This is a genomic window from Flavobacterium caseinilyticum (genome assembly GCF_004349085.1).
GTDB lineage: Bacteria > Bacteroidota > Bacteroidia > Flavobacteriales > Flavobacteriaceae > Flavobacterium > Flavobacterium caseinilyticum.
In genome coordinates this window covers 80,522-98,150 of sequence record NZ_SMFM01000009.1, presented here as the reverse complement: position 1 = coordinate 98,150, position 17,629 = coordinate 80,522, and the positions used below count along the sequence as shown (strand labels likewise).

The 17,629-nt window shown below is 33.1% G+C and carries 16 protein-coding genes; all 16 read left to right on the top strand.

Annotated elements, in window-relative coordinates:
• The first annotated feature begins 44 nt into the window (after window positions 1-44).
• Complete coding sequence (locus tag E0F89_RS15165; protein ID WP_099715379.1) at window positions 45-671, top strand: heavy metal-binding domain-containing protein; 627 nt, start codon at window positions 45-47, stop codon at window positions 669-671.
• A gap of 190 nt (window positions 672-861) precedes the next feature.
• Window positions 862-1,596 (top strand): DUF3347 domain-containing protein, encoded by a 735-nt coding sequence (locus tag E0F89_RS15160; RefSeq protein ID WP_099716324.1) that lies wholly within the window; start codon window positions 862-864, stop codon window positions 1,594-1,596.
• 1 nt (window position 1,597) lies between these two features.
• A complete protein-coding gene (locus E0F89_RS15155; protein ID WP_131910596.1) occupies window positions 1,598-2,068 on the top strand; it encodes a heme-binding domain-containing protein in 471 nt (156 codons plus the stop codon).
• Window positions 2,069-2,073: 5 nt separating this feature from the next.
• The gene (locus E0F89_RS15150; RefSeq protein WP_131910595.1) at window positions 2,074-3,372 is read left to right on the top strand and encodes an efflux RND transporter permease subunit; all 1,299 of its coding nucleotides are present in this window, start codon (window positions 2,074-2,076) and stop codon (window positions 3,370-3,372) included.
• The gene (locus E0F89_RS15145; protein ID WP_131910594.1) at window positions 3,369-5,306 is read left to right on the top strand and encodes an efflux RND transporter permease subunit; all 1,938 of its coding nucleotides are present in this window, start codon (window positions 3,369-3,371) and stop codon (window positions 5,304-5,306) included. The genes E0F89_RS15150 and E0F89_RS15145 overlap by 4 nt, the downstream gene beginning before the upstream one ends.
• A complete protein-coding gene (locus E0F89_RS15140; RefSeq protein WP_099715376.1) occupies window positions 5,293-6,546 on the top strand; it encodes a TolC family protein in 1,254 nt (417 codons plus the stop codon). Before E0F89_RS15145 ends, E0F89_RS15140 begins: the two co-directional genes overlap by 14 nt.
• 2 nt (window positions 6,547-6,548) lie before the next feature.
• Complete coding sequence (locus tag E0F89_RS15135) at window positions 6,549-7,796, top strand: efflux RND transporter periplasmic adaptor subunit (RefSeq protein ID WP_099715375.1); 1,248 nt, start codon at window positions 6,549-6,551, stop codon at window positions 7,794-7,796.
• A 2-nt stretch (window positions 7,797-7,798) separates the two neighbouring features.
• The gene (locus tag E0F89_RS15130; RefSeq protein ID WP_131910593.1) at window positions 7,799-9,013 is read left to right on the top strand and encodes an efflux RND transporter periplasmic adaptor subunit; all 1,215 of its coding nucleotides are present in this window, start codon (window positions 7,799-7,801) and stop codon (window positions 9,011-9,013) included.
• Window positions 9,014-9,178: 165 nt separating this feature from the next.
• On the top strand, window positions 9,179-9,655 hold the full coding sequence (locus E0F89_RS15125) for a 5-fold beta-flower protein (RefSeq protein WP_131910592.1): 477 nt from the start codon (window positions 9,179-9,181) through the stop codon (window positions 9,653-9,655).
• A 130-nt stretch (window positions 9,656-9,785) separates the two neighbouring features.
• On the top strand, window positions 9,786-10,346 hold the full coding sequence (locus E0F89_RS15120) for a helix-turn-helix domain-containing protein (protein ID WP_131910591.1): 561 nt from the start codon (window positions 9,786-9,788) through the stop codon (window positions 10,344-10,346).
• A gap of 472 nt (window positions 10,347-10,818) precedes the next feature.
• Window positions 10,819-11,130 carry a heavy metal-binding domain-containing protein gene (locus tag E0F89_RS15110; RefSeq protein ID WP_131910589.1) on the top strand — a complete coding sequence of 104 codons (312 nt, stop codon included), beginning with the start codon at window positions 10,819-10,821 and terminating at the stop codon, window positions 11,128-11,130.
• Window positions 11,131-11,212: 82 nt separating this feature from the next.
• Window positions 11,213-11,773, top strand: a complete 561-nt coding sequence (locus tag E0F89_RS15105; RefSeq protein ID WP_131910588.1) for a helix-turn-helix domain-containing protein — start codon at window positions 11,213-11,215, stop codon at window positions 11,771-11,773.
• A 78-nt stretch (window positions 11,774-11,851) separates the two neighbouring features.
• Entirely contained in the window at window positions 11,852-14,389 is a 2,538-nt protein-coding gene (locus tag E0F89_RS15100) for a heavy metal translocating P-type ATPase (RefSeq protein ID WP_131910587.1), read from the top strand.
• 34 nt (window positions 14,390-14,423) lie between these two features.
• Window positions 14,424-15,668, top strand: coding sequence for a hypothetical protein (locus E0F89_RS15095; protein ID WP_099715372.1), 1,245 nt, complete (start codon window positions 14,424-14,426; stop codon window positions 15,666-15,668).
• Window positions 15,669-15,679: 11 nt separating this feature from the next.
• Complete coding sequence (locus E0F89_RS15090) at window positions 15,680-16,744, top strand: Vgb family protein (RefSeq protein ID WP_131910586.1); 1,065 nt, start codon at window positions 15,680-15,682, stop codon at window positions 16,742-16,744.
• 113 nt (window positions 16,745-16,857) lie between these two features.
• Entirely contained in the window at window positions 16,858-17,568 is a 711-nt protein-coding gene (locus tag E0F89_RS15085) for a PepSY domain-containing protein (RefSeq protein ID WP_099715370.1), read from the top strand.
• The last annotated feature ends 61 nt before the right edge of the window (window positions 17,569-17,629 follow it).

The following is a 17,629-nucleotide window of genomic DNA, read 5'->3' as shown; positions in this document are numbered from 1 at the left end:
TGATCAGTGTTAATATTATAAACAATTAATTAAAACTGTAAAAAATGAAAAATCTAATTATCGTACTAAGCGTATTCTTAGCAGTTAGCACAGTAGCATCAGCTCAAGAAGCTACAAAATCTTCGCAAAAGGAAGCTCAAAAAACAACTTATACTTGCCCAATGCATCCAGAAGAAGTGAGTTTAATAGAAGGAAAATGTAGCAAATGTGGAATGACAATGGTAAAAACCACTGAAAAAATAGATACTCACGCTACAAAAGGCAGTCAACCTAAAACTAAAATTGTAACAAAATATGTTTGTCCAATGGACGGCTCAACTTCTGATACCGAAGGGAAATGTTCTAAATGTGGAACTAGGATGGTAAAAATTACCGAAAAGATCGATACTCACGCTACAAAAGGCAGTCAACCTAAAACTAAAATTGTAACAAAATATGTTTGTCCAATGGACGGCTCAACTTCTGATACCGAAGGGAAATGTTCTAAATGTGGAACTGGAATGGTAAAAATTACCGAAAAGATAGATACTCACGCTACAAAAGGCAGTCAACCTAAAACTAAAATTGTAACAAAATATGTTTGTCCAATGGATGGCTCAACTTCTGACAAACCGGGGGAATGTCCTAAATGTGGAATGGAAATGGCTAAAACGGAGGGAAAGAAAAAATAATCCAGTCGCATAAATTTTAAATTTCCTTTTAGTTTAATTCAATGCACATGATACCAATAATAAGGATGCAATGATTTTAATGACCCTATAAAATGAAAAAATTAATTTCTATATAAAAATGGGTTTTCAAAAAAATATTCATCAAAAAATGTTGCAAATACCAACAATATCAATTAAAAAAAATAATAAAATGAAAAATCTAATCCTTTCAGCCATAGCGATGGCATTTGTACTAGTTTCTTGTAATCAAAAAAATAAAGAAGCTGCAACAACTAATTCGGAAACAACAGAGAGTACCTCGCAATTATACGCGTGTCCAATGCACCCAGAGGTTACAGGAAAAAAAGGTGAAAAATGTTCAAAATGTGGAATGGAATTAACCGAACCAGTTGTACAAAATGAAGCAGCTCATGATCATACTGATGGTAGTCATAGTCATAATGATACAACAACAGTTGAAGTTAATACTGAAGCTACATCGGTTACCCAAACAACATTTTCAACAAGCGAAATAATCTCTGGTTATTTAAAACTCAAAAACGCACTCACAAAAGACGATACAAAAGGAGCAGCCAATGCGGGTAAAGCATTATATGCAACTTTCAATAAAGTCAATACTAATGCAATAGATCCAAAATTGAAAACAGAATATATTGATATTGCTGATGATGCTAAAGAACACGCAGAACACATTGGTGATAATGGTGGGAAAATTGACCACCAAAGAGAACATTTTGCGATGTTGAGTAAAGATGTGAATGATTTGATAAAAATATTTGGAGCAAAACAAAAACTATATCAAGATTTTTGTCCTATGTATAATGAAGGAAAAGGGGCTATTTGGATAAGTGAAAGCAAAGAAATAAAAAATCCTTACTACGGTTCGAAAATGCTTACTTGTGGTTCTATGAAAAAACAATTATAAAATGAAAAAAATCATCAAGAAAATACTCATAATCGGGTTTGTTATTTTTTTGTTGATGCAGTTATATCAACCTGCTCGTAATGAAAGTTATGAGCAGGAATTAACTGCAAATTTCACAAAAATGTACGATGTTCCTAAAAATGTTGAAACTATTTTACGGACATCTTGCTACGATTGTCACAGTAACAATACTAATTATCCATTATATTCTTACATTCAGCCAGCACGGTTTTTTATGGAGGAACACATTAAAGATGGTAAGAAGGATTTGAACTTTAATGAGTTTGGAAAGTACTCCAAGCGAAAACAAGAAAACAAATTAGAAGCTATCATCAAACAAATAAAGTCTGATGAAATGCCCTTAGCGTCTTACACGTTACTTCATAAAAATGCAATAGTAACACCTGCTCAAAAAGAGGAAGTAATCAATTGGATAAATAAAATAAAAGATAGTCTTTCATTAGAAAACTAAATGTCATGGTAGAAAAATTAATATCATTCTCTTTAAAGAATAGATTTGTTGTCCTTCTCGTTTCGGCCTGCTTATTAGCTTGGGGTATTTATAGCGTACAACAAAACCCCATAGATGCCATTCCGGATTTGTCCGAGAATCAAGTTATTGTATTTACAGAATGGATGGGAAGAAGTCCACAGGTTATAGAAGCTCAAATAACGTACCCTTTGGTTTCAAACCTGCAAGGAATACCAAAAGTTAAAAATATCCGCGGTGCATCTATGTTTGGGATGAGTTTCGTATATATCATCTTTGAAGATAATGTAGATGTGTATTGGGCAAGAACTCGAGTGTTGGAACGGTTGAATTATGCCCAACGATTATTGCCTCAAAATGTAGTGCCCACATTAGGACCAGATGGTACTGGAGTTGGCCATGTTTTTTGGTATCATTTAAAGGCTAACGGTATGGACTTGGGAGAACAAAGAGCTTTACAAGATTGGTACGTGAAATTTGCATTACAAACGGTTCCCGGCGTGGCTGAAGTAGCATCATTTGGGGGTTTTGAAAAACAGTACCAATTAGTGTTAGATCCCTTGAAAATGCAGTACTACAATGTGAGTATGATGGAAGTGATGAATGCAGTCAAAGCAAATAACAATGATGTTGGTGGTCGAAAATTTGAGATGAGTAATATGTCTTACATAGTAAGAGGTTTAGGGTACATAAAAAACATAAAAGATGTAGAAGACATTGCCATTAAAAATTATAATTCAGTTCCAGTAAAGGTAAAAGACATTGGTTCGATACAAATGGGTGGAGATTTACGTTTGGGAATTTTTGACGAAAATGGAACAGGTGAAGTTGTAGGAGGAATTATAGTCATGCGTTATGGTGAAAATGCAGATAAAGTTATAAAGGCAGTTAAATTAAAAATGAAAGAAGTTGAAAAAGGATTGCCTGAAGGCGTTACTTTTAAAACGTCATATGACCGAAGTGAATTAATAGAAAAAGCAATCGCATCTGTTAAAGGTACTTTAATAGAAGAAATGATTGTTGTTTCAATTGTTATACTACTTTTTCTTTTTCATTGGCGAAGTGCTTTAATTATCTTAATACAATTACCTATATCTGTGGCTATTGGCTTTATTTTGCTTGAAGCCTTTGGGATATCATCTAATATTATGTCATTAACTGGAATTGCATTAGCTATAGGTGTTGTCGTCGATGACGGAATTGTAATGGTGGAAAATGCGTATAGGACAATTTCGGAGAAACAGGAAGAGATGGAGAGTAATCAAAATAATTCAGAAATAAAATGAAAGATAAAATAAAAAATATATTCAAAAAAGAACATGACCCCTTATCTTCTGAAGAAAAGTTACAGCTTATAGAAAAGTCTTCAAAATTAGTTGGTCCAGGTGTCTTTTATTCAACACTCATTGTGATAGCTTCCTTTTTACCTGTATTTCTTCTCACGGGTATGGAAGGTAAATTATTCAGCCCATTGGCTTGGACAAAATCGTTTATACTTATAGTAGATGCTTTTTTAGCCATTACCCTTACTCCTGTTCTAATTAGTTTTCTGCTCAAAGGCAAACTTCGTCCAGAAAACAAAAATCCAATTAACAAAAAACTGGAAAGCATCTATACTCCTATTTTAATTTTTTGTTTAAAATGGAGGAAAACAGTATTAGGCATTAATATAATTGCGCTCCTGATTGGTGTTTTAATGTTTACCCGTTTAGGCACAGAATTTATGCCACCTTTAGACGAAGGTTCCGTACTTTTTATGCCTGTAACATTGCCAGACGTATCCAATTCTGAGGTGAAAAGAATTTTACAAGTGCAAGACAAATTGATAAAATCGATACCCGAAGTGGCTCATGTTTTAGGAAAAGCCGGACGTGCTAATACAGCAACCGACAATAGTCCAATAAGCATGATTGAAACGATTGTTTTACTAAAACCCCAAAACGAATGGAGAGAAGACAAAACGAAAGCCGATATTGTTAATGAAATAAATAATAAACTTCAAATTCCAGGAGTTACGAATGGTTTTACACAGCCCATCATTAATAGGATTAACATGCTTTCTACTGGTATTAGAACCGATGTAGGAATAAAGATTTACGGAGCAAGCTTAGACACTATCAATGTTTTATCTCAAAAAATAAAAAAAGCCCTTGAAGGTACTTCTGGCGTAAAAGATTTATATGCGGAACCGATTACTGGCGGAAAGTACATCGATATCGAGGCAAAAAGAGAGGCCATTGGCAGATACGGACTTACAATAGATGATATAAACAATGTGGTAGAAGCGTCTATTGGTGGAATGAAACTTACTACAACCATTGAGGGAAGGCAACGATTTTCTGTAAATGCAAGATATGCTCAAGAATACAGAAATAGTATTGAGGCCTTGAAAAAACTCCAAGTTCAAACAATGGAGTTTGGTCCTATTCCATTAGAAGCCGTTGCCGATGTAAAAATAAGCGATGGTCCTCCAATGATAAATAGCGAAAATGCAATGCTACGAGGCAGTGTCCTGTTTAATGTGCGAGAGCGTGATCTAGGAAGTACGGTAAAAGAAGCGCAAAAAAAATTGAATGCAATGATCACTAAAATGCCAAAAGGCTATTATGTGGAGTGGAGCGGACAATGGGAAAACCAAATCAGAGCCAATAAAACATTAAGCATGATTTTACCTATAGTTGTCATCATTATTTTCCTCATTCTGTACTTCACCTATCATTCTATGAAAGAAGCACTGATTACAATGATAACCGTACCGTTTGCTTTGATTGGAGGAATTTTTATGGTCTATTTTTATGGAATAAATTTATCCGTAGCCGTTGCAGTTGGTTTTATAGCATTGTTTGGAATGGCAATCGAAACCGCTATGTTAATGACTATTTATTTGAATGAAGCGATGAACAAAATGGTAGAAAAACACGGGAACAGTGCAGCAACAATCACAGAAGCAATTTTGAAACAGTACATTATTGACGGTTCTGCCAAAAGATTAAGACCAAAATTGATGACCGTTTCCGTTTCCCTATTTGGATTAATCCCTATCCTTTGGGCAACAGGAACTGGAGCCGATGTGATGTTGCCAATTACGGTTCCACTCATTGGGGGTACAATTACCTCAACAATTTATGTATTATTAGTAACTCCTATAGTTTTTGAGATGGTAAAACTTCGAGAATTAAAAACAAAAGGCAAAATAGAACTTATAGATGTTAAAGAATAACTGTTATATCGCAATAAGCTGTTTGATTTTAAGTACTGCTAATATGGCGGCGCAAACACTTTCGTTGGATGCTGTTTTGACGAATATCAAAACAAATAATCCACAACTAAAAATGTATGATGCTGATATTCAAAGTATGGATGCAGCAGCAAAAGGAGCAAAAAGTTGGATGCCTCCGCAAGTGGAAACGGGTTTTTTTATGACGCCTTACAATAGTAAATTATGGAAAGCCGATGAAATGGGGCCTGGTATGGGATCTTACATGGTTGGTGTTACACAAATGATACCGAATGCTAGAAAACTTAAGTCTGATTTCAATTACATGAATGCAATGTCATCTGTTGAAAAAGAGAATAAAGGTTATACAATTAATCAATTAAAGGCACTGGCAAAAACGAATTATTACCAATGGCTGGTATTAAATAAAAAAATAAAAATTGCGGATGATAATTTATTGCTCTTAGACTATATGATAAAAAGTATGGAAATACGCTATCAGTATAATATGGATAAATTGCCAACCTATTACAAAGCAAAATCGCAATACGGTGCATTACAAAGTATGATTGTAATGTTACAAAACGATATTTCCCAGAAGCGAATTATGCTAAATACCTTGATGGCTAGAGATAAAAACACTTTGTTTGAAATAGATGAAACCTATAAATTAAATGATTTTGATACCATAAAAGCAGATACAACCTCACTTTCCCAAAACCGAAGTGATGTTAAAGCTATTGAAAAAACAATGGTATTAAATCAATTAAAAATTGAAACCGAAAAAGCAAAATTATTACCAGAATTTGGTGTCAAATATGACCATATGTTTGCCTTTGGAGAACAGCCAAAACAATTCTCTTTAATGGGAATGATTACTATTCCCATGCCTTGGTCAACAAAAATGAATAAAGCCAATATCAACAGTTTTAAAATCAAGAATGAAGGTCTCAACTGGCAAAAGCAAATGATTTTGAATGAAGCAGCAGGAATGATTTCGGGTATGAATACAGAATTGATAAACCTAAAAAAACAATATGATATTGCTGAAAAAAATATCATTCCTGCCTTAAAACGAAACTATGATACTGCAATATTGGCTTGGCAGAATAATACGGGAGATTTATTTGTAGTATTGGATGCTTGGGAAGCGTTAAATATGGCACAAATTGATGCTCTGGATAAATTGCAAAATATTTTAAGCACACAAGTAGAAATCGAAAAACAACTAGAAATCAAATAATTATGAATAAATATTTAAAATATAGTTTGGTTTTAATCGTAATTTCTAGTATAGGATTTGCTATCTATTTCTTTCCAATAAAATCAGACAATCACTTGGAGAATTTACATCAAAAAGAAGTATACACCTGTTCTATGCATCCCCAAATTATTCGCGACAAACCTGGCAATTGTCCTATTTGCGGAATGACTTTGATAAAAAAAATAACAGAAAGCCAAGCTGAGGAAGACAATTCTATTGATAATCTTTTGAAACCTACTGATAATTTTATCGTCGGGAATTATCAAACTACAACAGCTAAAGACACGACATTAAGCAGTGAGGTAGACTTACCTGGAATAGTGTCTTATGATCCAAATTCATCAGTAAATATTGCTGCTCGAATAAGTGGAAGAATAGAAAAAATGTATGTCAATTATAAGTACCAAAAAGTAGCTAAAGGACAGAAATTATTTGATTTATACAGCCCTGAATTATTGACAGAACAGCAAAATTTTATTTATTTAGTTTCCAATGATTCCGATAATACCTCAATTATTAAAGCCTCAAAGCAAAAATTATTGCTTTATGGAATGACTAAAAATCAGATAAATTCATTGTCTTCCTCCAAAAAAGTAAATCCTCAAGTTTCAATTTACAGTCCAGCTTCTGGAATTATTCAAGGAACAGAAAAAATGGATAATACAAGCAATTCGACGATGCAAAGTACAAGTAATAATACAGAAATATTAAATATAAAGGAAGGTAACTACATAAAAAAGGGAGAAGTCGTTTTTAAATTAGTAAATACAGATAAAGTATGGGGTATCTTTAATGTTAGTCAAGGGTACAATAGTCTAATCAAAACCAATCAAGCTATCAAAATTGCTACAGAATTAGACAAAAATGAATTCATGGATGCAAAAATAAATTTTATTGAAACTCAATTTAATCCAGCAGATAAATCCAATAGAATTAGGGTATACCTAAACAACATTAAACTAAAATTCCCAATAGGTCTGCGATTACAAGGAATTGTGAAAACAAATTCAGTACAAGGGGTTTGGCTGCAAAAACAAGCATTAGTGAGTATTGGCAACAAGAGAATAGTTTTTATAAAAAAGAATAATGGCTTTAAAGCAACTGCAATAAAAGCAGGAATTGAAATAGATGATTTTATTCAAATTATCAGTGGAATTTCCGTTGAGGATACTATTGCTAAAAATGCACAATATTTAATTGATAGCGAAAGCTTTATTAAAACCGAATAATTATGAAAACGATAAATATAATAGGAATTCTATCAATACTACTTACTGTATGTATAGCTTGTAATACTAAAAACAAAGAAGACCATAGCGCACATAAAAGTAAAGAAACTGTTTTTTACACTTGTTCTATGGATCCTCAAGTAAAGGAGGATAAGCCTGGGAAATGTCCCATTTGCCACATGGAGTTAACTCCAATAAAAAGTGACGACACAGCTGCAAACGAGATAAGCTTGAGTAAACAGCAGCTCCAATTGGGGAACATCATCACGCAAACTGTCGCAACAACTCAAAGCAGTTTAGAACAAAATTATACAGGGGTTTTAACAATTAATCAAGAAAAAATTAACACCATTTCTGCTAGAGCAATGGGGCGAATTGAAAAGTTATACTTCAAAACGGTCGGCGATTATGTGGCTAAAAATCAAGCCGTATATCAATTGTATAGCGAAGATATTGCCATTGCTAAACAGGATTATTTCACGGCATACAAACAACTATCAATGCCTGGCGATTTTGGAAAGAATGCCCGAAATATGCTCAATGCAGCAAAACAAAAGCTGCTATTCTTTGGTTTAACCAATGCCCAAATTGAAAGTTTAAAAACCAGTAAGGAAGTTTCTCCTTATACCATTTTTTATAGCACTGCCAGTGGAACAATATCGGAAATAAGTACCACAGAAGGCAGTTATGCAATGGAAGGTTCTAGCATCATTAAATTGGCGGATTTAAACAGTCTTTGGTTAGAAACACAAGTAAACGTAAACTATGCCAAGAATCTAAAAATAGGACAAAAAGCCCAAATAACGTTTGCCGATTTTCCTGATAAAACCATAAATGCGCAAGTTTCTTTTATCAATCCGGAAATAAATCCAGATACTCGTCTACTTTTAATTCGATTGGAAATATCAAATCCAAATTTGCAACTAAAACCCGGGATGCAGGCTATGGCAAAATTAACACAATCTAATCTAAAAGGATTGTATATTCCTGTCGATGCAGTTATCAGGGAGGAAAACGCTTCCTATATTTGGGTTGAAAAAAGACCGGGAGTATTTGAAAACCTAATGGTCGAAACTGGAATAGAAACCAATGGGATGATAGAAATCAAATCTGAAATAGATAGTACAAAAAAAGTGGTAATTACAGGCGCCTATGCTATTAACAGTGAATATAAATTCCGTAAAGGCAGTGACCCGATGGAGGGAATGAAAATGTGATATTTGTAAAGAATAAACGACGAAAATATCGTAAATTTAATAAAGAATTCTGATCTGGTTTCTGTGACTATAAATGCTTTAAAATTTAGAAAATAAAAATCGAGCAACAGCGAAACTGAAGACCGAGCAACAGCGGAACTGAAGAATAATTAAATACAATTTATTATGAAAATTCAAAGATTAATTTCGACAAAAACAGTTTCATTACTAACAATGTTTTTAATGATTATCTCGTTAAGTGCCAATGCACAAACTAAATCGGACTCCAACCCTACTGAAAAAATTTACATCAATAAAAAGGGTGAAATTCACGATCACGGTTGGAATAAATTAGGATTTATTACCAAAGACAATATCGTGAAAGATAACAAAGGTAAAACTGTCTATTTTATTGATGGAAACGGTAATGTTATTGATTCCAATGGAAAAAAGATGGGAATGGCTAAAAAGAATGGTTCGTATTACAACATAAAAGGCGAAAACGTGGTTAATATTGGAAAAACAGAAGGGGAAAAGTGCGAAATCCTAGATCCACAAGGTCACAATATGGGTACCGTGCATAAAAATTACAAACTCCACGCCTGTGCCGCCCATTGCTTATTGTTGGAGAAAAAGATGAATGATGAAAAATCGAAAAATTAATTTTTCAAACAAATGGTTCGATTTGCCGCGAACCATTTGTTTTATAGCACCATCAACAGCGAATATATTTTCAGAAAAGGAGCCGACCCAATGGAGGGAATGAAGATGTAAAAAAACAAAAAGAAGATCAATGGAATTGTACATAAAAAATATGGTTTGTAATCGTTGTAAAATGGTAGTAAAATCCGAGTTAGAAAAACTTGGACTTACTATTATTACTGTTGATTTGGGAAAAGTAGAAATTTTTGAAGAAAATATTGAAAATCAAAAACAAAAATTAGAAAAAAGTTTGCAATTACTTGGTTTTGAATTATTAGACAATAAAACAAGTAGAACAGTTGAACGAATTAAAAATTTAATTATTGATTTGGTTCATAATCAAAATACAAAATTGAAAATTAATTTATCTCAATATTTATCCAAAGATTTATTACAAGATTACAACACAATGAGCCATATTTTTTCGGGAGTTGAAGGAACAACAATTGAACATTTTTTTATTATCCAAAAAATTGAAAAAGTAAAAGAATTATTGCTTTACGACGAATTTTCAATAAGTCAAATTGCCCATAAAATGCAGTATAGCGATATAGCACATTTAAGCAATCAATTTAAAAAAGTAACAGGTTTTACACCAACAGCATTTAAAAATTTAAAAAACAAAACCCGTATTCATATAGAAGATTTATAAATTATACAAATTAAAACTAAAGTTGTATAACAATCTAAGTAAAGTAATCATTGAATTTTGTTAAGTAGAAATTAATCTACAACTAATAAATAAATACAATGAAAAATGTTCAAGTAAGTATCGAAGCTTGTTTAGCCTGTATGGTTGAATGTGAAAAATGTGCTGATGGTTGTCTAACAGTTAAAGACCATTTAGAATGTGTGAAATTGTGTCGTGATTGTGCCGACATTTGTGCCCTTTGTGCAAGATTATGTGCGAGAGGTTCAAAATTTGCCGATGCACTTTGTGCATTATGCGTAAAATGTTGTGAAGATTGCGCCAACGAATGCAGTAAACACGATATGGAATGTTGCAAAAAATGCGCCGATGCTTGCAAAAAATGTGCAGAAGCTTGCAAAATGTAAAAAGTAATCAATTTAATACTAAATGCTTATCAAAAGCATTTAGTATTATTTTTAAAAAAGCAGAAAAAATGAAAAAAGTAATTCTTTCAACCGTAATAATGGCATTTGTATTGGTTTCTTGCAATCAAAAAACTAAAGAATCCACAACAGATCATTCAAATATGATGAGCAATGACACTACAATGATGGATAAAAATGATGCTATGATGAGTAATGATACTACAATGATGAATAATAAAACTAAAATGATGAACAATCAAACAAACATATACGCCTGCCCGATGCACCCGGAAGTACAAGGTAAATTAAACGACAAATGTTCTAAATGTGGGATGAAACTAACCGTTCCTGTTACTAAAAAAAAGGAAGAAATCAAATAGCACTTCATCTGGGCAAAAAACTCTAAATTAACCTTGCCATTGTGTTAGCAGGGTTAGTTTATCTTTAATTAAATCGTTTACTATGAAACTTTATATCAAAAATATGGTTTGTAGCCGTTGTAAAATGGTAGTAAAATCTGTATTTGAGAATATCAGAATTAATCCAATTTCAGTTGAATTAGGTGAAGTCGAATTAAAAAATGACATTAACGAAAATCAAAAAAGCGAATTGTTAAAAAAACTTCGTGCCATTGGCTTTGATTTAATTGGCGATAGGAAAAGTAAAACAATAGATAAGATTAAAACATTGATTATTGATTTGGTTCAAAATAAAAACAATGATTTGAAAAGTAACCTATCCAGTTATATTTCACAAGAACTCCATCAAGACTATAACACCTTGAGTAATCTGTTTTCGGAAGTTGAAAATACTACTATTGAGAAGTATTTCATCAATCAGAAAATTGAGAAAGTAAAAGAATTGATTATTTATGATGAATTATCTTTAAGTCAAATTGCCTACTCTTTAAATTATAGTACTGTTTCGCATTTGAGTAATCAATTCAAAAAAGTAACTGGCTTTTCGCCAACCTACTTCAAGAACATAAAAACCATTAAAAGAAAGCAAATAGAAGATTTGTAAATCTTGCATATCATACACAAAATTGTGCAAATGCAAAAAACAGTTATGATAGAAATTTGTATTAAAATAATATAAAAGATGATACATACTTACAACATTACCGGAATGACTTGCGATGGTTGTCGAACCAAAGTCGAAAAAACATTGAATTCAATTGATGGCATTGAATCTAAAGTTTCATTAAACCCACCAATAGCAACTATAACTATGGCTAAACACATTCCAACTACACAATTGCAAGAAGCATTAGCAACAGCTGGGAAATATACCATAGAAATGACCAATGGTAAAGTTTCACAGCATTCTACAACGAATGAAACTACTGTAAAATCGTGTTGCTCCGCTCATTCTCACAATGATAAAAAAACAATCGAAGTGACTAGCAATACCAAAGGAAAATACTATTGTCCTATGCATTGTGAAGGCGAAAAAACGTATGATAAAGCGGGGGATTGCCCTGTTTGTGGAATGCATTTGGTAAAAGAAGCAGAAGTTGAGGTAAATAATACATTATATACTTGTCCAATGCATCCCGAAGTTATTCAAGACAGACCTGGTTCCTGTCCTATTTGCGGAATGGATTTAGTAGCGATGGAGCCGAGTGATAGCGAAGACCAGAAAACCTATAAGGATCTGGTAAAGAAAATGAAAATCGCAGTAGTATTTACAGTTCCCATTTTTGCCATTGCAATGATAGAAATGATGCAAAACAATCCGCTAGAAAAAATAATGAGGGTTCAATATTGGAATTGGGTACAACTTATTTTGTCCATTCCAGTAATTTTTTATGCCTGCTGGATATTCTTTGTTCGTGCATTCAAGTCTATTGTTACTTGGAACTTGAATATGTTTACCCTTATCGGAATTGGAACTGGAGTTGCTTTTTTATTCAGTTTAGTAGGAATGTTTTTTCCTAATATTTTTCCAAACGAATTCAAAACGGAAACTGGAACAGTACTGCTCTATTTTGAAGCTACAACTGTAATATTAACTTTAGTTTTATTAGGACAGCTATTAGAAGCAAGAGCACACAGTCAAACTAGCGGTGCCATAAAAGAATTATTGAAATTAGCGCCCACCGAAGCGACTTTGGTTATCGAAGGAGGGGACAAAGTAATCTCGATTCACGACATCAAAAAAGGAGATTTATTACGAGTAAAACCGGGAGATAAAATTCCAGTAGATGGAAAAATTACTGATGGAGAAAGTACTATAGATGAATCTATGATTTCAGGAGAGCCTATTCCTGTTGATAAAAAGATTGATGATTCAGTTATAGCGGGAACCATAAACGGAAATAAATCCTTTGTTATGATTGCCGAGAAAGTTGGTTCGGAAACCTTGCTTTCGCAAATTGTTAAGATGGTAAATGATGCGAGCCGATCCAAAGCACCCATTCAAAAACTCGCGGATAGCATTGCAAAATATTTTGTACCGATTGTAGTTGTAGTTTCTGTCTTAACCTTTTTTGTTTGGGCAAAATTTGGACCGGAACCTGCCCTAGTCTATGGTTTTATCAATGCCATTGCAGTATTAATAATTGCCTGTCCTTGTGCTTTGGGATTAGCCACACCAATGTCGGTAATGGTCGGCGTAGGTAAAGGAGCACTATCAGGTGTTTTGATAAAAAATGCTGAAGCATTAGAGAATATGAACAAGGTAAATGTTCTGATAACTGATAAAACAGGTACCATTACCGAAGGAAAACCTTCTGTCGAAAAAGTGTTCTCCTTACAAAATGACGAAAATGGGCTATTGCAAAATATCGCTTCTTTAAATCAGTACAGCGAACACCCATTGGCGCAAGCCGTAGTCAATTTTGCAAAAGCAAAAAATATTTCATTAATCGAAGTCAACGATTTTGAAGCCATTGCTGGAAAAGGAGTTATTGGGACGGTAACCAATAAAAAAGTGGCCCTCGGAAATAAAAAACTAATGGAACAAGTGAACGCCACAGTTTCTGATGAATTGGAAAATAAAATTGTAGCCGAACAAAAACTAGGAAAAACAGTTTCTTATATTTCCATCGATGGGGTTGCTTTGGGTTTTGTAACCATTACAGACAAGATAAAAGAAACAAGCAAAGAAGCAATAAAAGAACTGATGCGTCAGGGTGTTGAAGTAATAATGATAACGGGCGACAATGAAAACACCGCAAAAGCCGTCGCTGCCGAACTCGATCTTAGTTCATTCATCGCAGGAGCCCTCCCCGAAGACAAACTAAATGAAATTAAGCGCCTCCAATCCCTCGGAAAAATTGTCGCGATGGCAGGAGACGGCATCAACGATGCCCCTGCATTAGCACAGTCAGACATCGGAATTGCCATGGGTACCGGAACTGACGTGGCGATAGAAAGTGCTAAAATAACTTTAGTAAAAGGCGATTTACAAGGTATTGTGAAAGCCAAAAAATTGAGCCACGCAGTAATGAGTAACATTAAACAAAATTTGTTTTTTGCCTTTTTCTACAATGTTTTAGGTGTGCCAATTGCAGCCGGAGTTTTATATCCATTTTTCGGGATTTTACTTTCTCCTATGATAGCAGCTTTGGCAATGAGTTTTAGTTCAGTATCCGTAATTGTAAATGCGTTAAGATTAAGACGTTTGAAACTTTAGAACATGTGAATAGAAATTTATATGGTAAATTAAAATGAATAACCTTACTCAAATAGTCCAACAATACAAAACCGATGCCGAAAGTGTTTATAATACTTGGTTTGTCGATAACGACCAAAGGCTAAAAGCATTTCGAACCATTCGTAGAGGAATTTTACAAGTCATTGACGATATCAAAGACAAGACTTTTCCAAATGATTTTAAAGGGAGTAGTTTAGAATTTGTGTTGAGTTGTATTGCAGAACAAAAACAAATTTTTGTAGGTGTGGCACATCCTTTTTATTGGAAACCAAAATTAAGAATTCCAGATATTTACGAAAATCCAAACAATAAAATTGCTTTCGGCCAATTTCTCGAAAACTGCATCAATGCCAAAACCGAAGAACAGATTATAAAAGAGATTGTTAAATTGGATGAGTTAAAAATAAAAGGTTTAGGTCCGGCGGTAGCCAGTATTTTATATTTCTTGCACCCCACTTGGTTTCCGCCATTCAATACGGCAATTCTCAACGGATTTAATTTTTTATTCAAAGACAAAAAGAAGTTAGGAAGTTGGACAGAATATTTAAAAATCCGAGAAACATTAATTGAAACTAACAGCAAACACAAAGCAGAATTATCTAACGATTTAGGAGCGATTGCCGGATTGTGTTTTGAGATTGGAACACAAAAAATGCTAATTGGTAACGATGAATATTTAAGCGAAGACGAACGCACAAAGTTCGAAAAGAATATACTAAAACGCCAAAAAGAAATTCAGGAAGAAAAATTAGCAGAAAACCTTCATAACGAAATGCAATACCATTTGTTAAAAATTGGCAGTTCATTAGGTTACGATGTTACTCCGGCCAGTAATGATAAAAGCAAAGCATTCAATGGTCAAAGTTTTTCGTTTATATCAATTAGTAAATTTCCTGAATTACCAACAGATAAGGACACCCAAAATACGATTAAACTCATTGATGTACTTTGGTTTAAAAAAGGAACAAACAAAATCATTGGAGCATTTGAAGTAGAAAAAAGCACCAGTATTTATTCAGGTATTTTACGTTTATCCGACTTGTATTTTAGTATTTCCAATGGCGAAGAGGTATTTTATATCATCATTCCAAACAGTCGCGAAAAAGATGTGATACAACAATTGAATAGACCTGTTGTTAAAAATTCAAAAATGAATATCAAATACATACTATTTTCAGAATTGCGAAGTCAATGTGATGCGATTTGCAAGTTTGGTTCAGATTATTCCATTATGGAAAAAATAGCAAAATCAACTTAAATAATAAAAAAATGAAAAATCTTGTAGTACTCAAAAAATTTCAGATTATGGTAGTATTAGTAGTGGCTGGCTTAATAATTGGCAGCTGCAATAATCCTAAAAAAACAATGCAATTAGCAAAAGTATACGTAGCTAATGAGGATGGAGGTAGCATTTCTGTTATAAACCTTCAGGACAGCACAAAAAATACAGAAATATCAATTAGTGACTCTTCAGGAATGATGTTTATGGCTCATAACGTACAAGTTGCACCTGATGGAAAATCTGTTTGGGTGACGGCAATACCTATGGATAGTACAGCAACAAACCAATTGATAGTAATCGATCCAAACACTAATTCAATAAAAAAGCGTATTGAACTTGGTAAGGATTTACATCTGGCTCATGTAGTTTTAGATAATAAATCTGAATATGCTTATGCAACTGCAAATGAAACAAATCAGATATTTCAAGTCGATGCTAAAACATATAAAATAACTCAAAAATTTGAGTTAGGAAAAGGATATTTACCACACGGTTTTAGACATCAAAACGGAAAACTTTATGTTGCAAATATGGATGCAAAAAGTATGTCGATTATTACTATTTCTGATGGCACAATAACAGACATTCCACTGGGAGGAGTGGCTGTGCAAGTTGCAACTACACAAGATGAAAAATTTATTTTTGCGAGTTTGTATGATACTAAAGAAGTAGTAAAATATGATATTAAAAATGCTCAAATAACAAGAATAAAATTGCCAAATGATGCGCAAGGTCCAATTCAATTATATGCCACGCCAGACAGTAAATTGTTATATGTAGCCGATCAAGGGGAAACAATGGGTAGACCTGTTTCAAATAAAGTTTTTGTAATTGACATAACAAGTAACAAAGTTATTAAAACGATAACCGTAGGCAATAAAGCGCATGGTGTAGTGATTAGCAAAGACGGAAAAACAGTTTATGTAACCAATAGTGGTGACAATACTGTTTCAGTAATAGAGGTGGCAACTCAAAAAGTAATTAATACAATTGCAGTAGGCAAAAAACCGAATGGTATAAGTTATTTGTCCGAAACGGGCGGAATGGAATAGAAAATTAAGCTATGAATATTCAAATATATTCTGTTTTAAATAAGTGAAATTTTAATGCGATTTTTAAGGTTGGTTCAGTTTATTTAACAATTAAAAAAAAAATTAAAAGGTAAATGATTAAAGGAAAAAAAGTAAAATGGATTAGAAAATCTCACCGATATTTAGGAATATTTTTAGGTCTTCAATTCTTAATGTGGACCATTAGCGGTCTGTATTTTAGTTGGTCTAATATTGATGATATTCATGGAATTCAATTTCATAAAAAAGGAATTGTTGCCGAGTCGTTTTCAGGTTTAATAAGTCCTTCCCTACTTCATCCTTCGATAGCAATTCAATCTATAGAATTAAGGGTAATAAATAATCAACCTTTTTATTGGGTTAATGACAAGATGCTTTACAATGCCAAAACAGGAGACTTAAAAAAAGGAATCACTAAAGAAGAAGCATTAGCAACTGCGGATAAAAATATTGTATCAGGTTTAAAAGTAAAAGAAATACAACTTATTAAAGAAGTAGGGAAACACCATGAATATAGAGAGCATTTACTACCTGCCTATGTTATTTCATACCAAGAACCAAATAATTTAAAGGCTTATATTTCAGCAAATGATGGAGCTTTTCAAACGATTAGACACCGCGATTGGAGATGGTTTGATTTTTTATGGATGACCCATACCATGGATTATGAGGGTAGAGACAATATGAATAATATTGTTTTGCGACTATTTTCATTATTAGGGTTAATAACCGTTTTAAGTGGTTTTTTACTTTGGTATATCTCATCGCCTACTATTAGAAAAATTTGGAGGAAAATAAAAAAATAATTTAAAATAATAAAAAACAGTAAAATCAATTTAAAATCAATTTAAAATCAATTTAAAATCA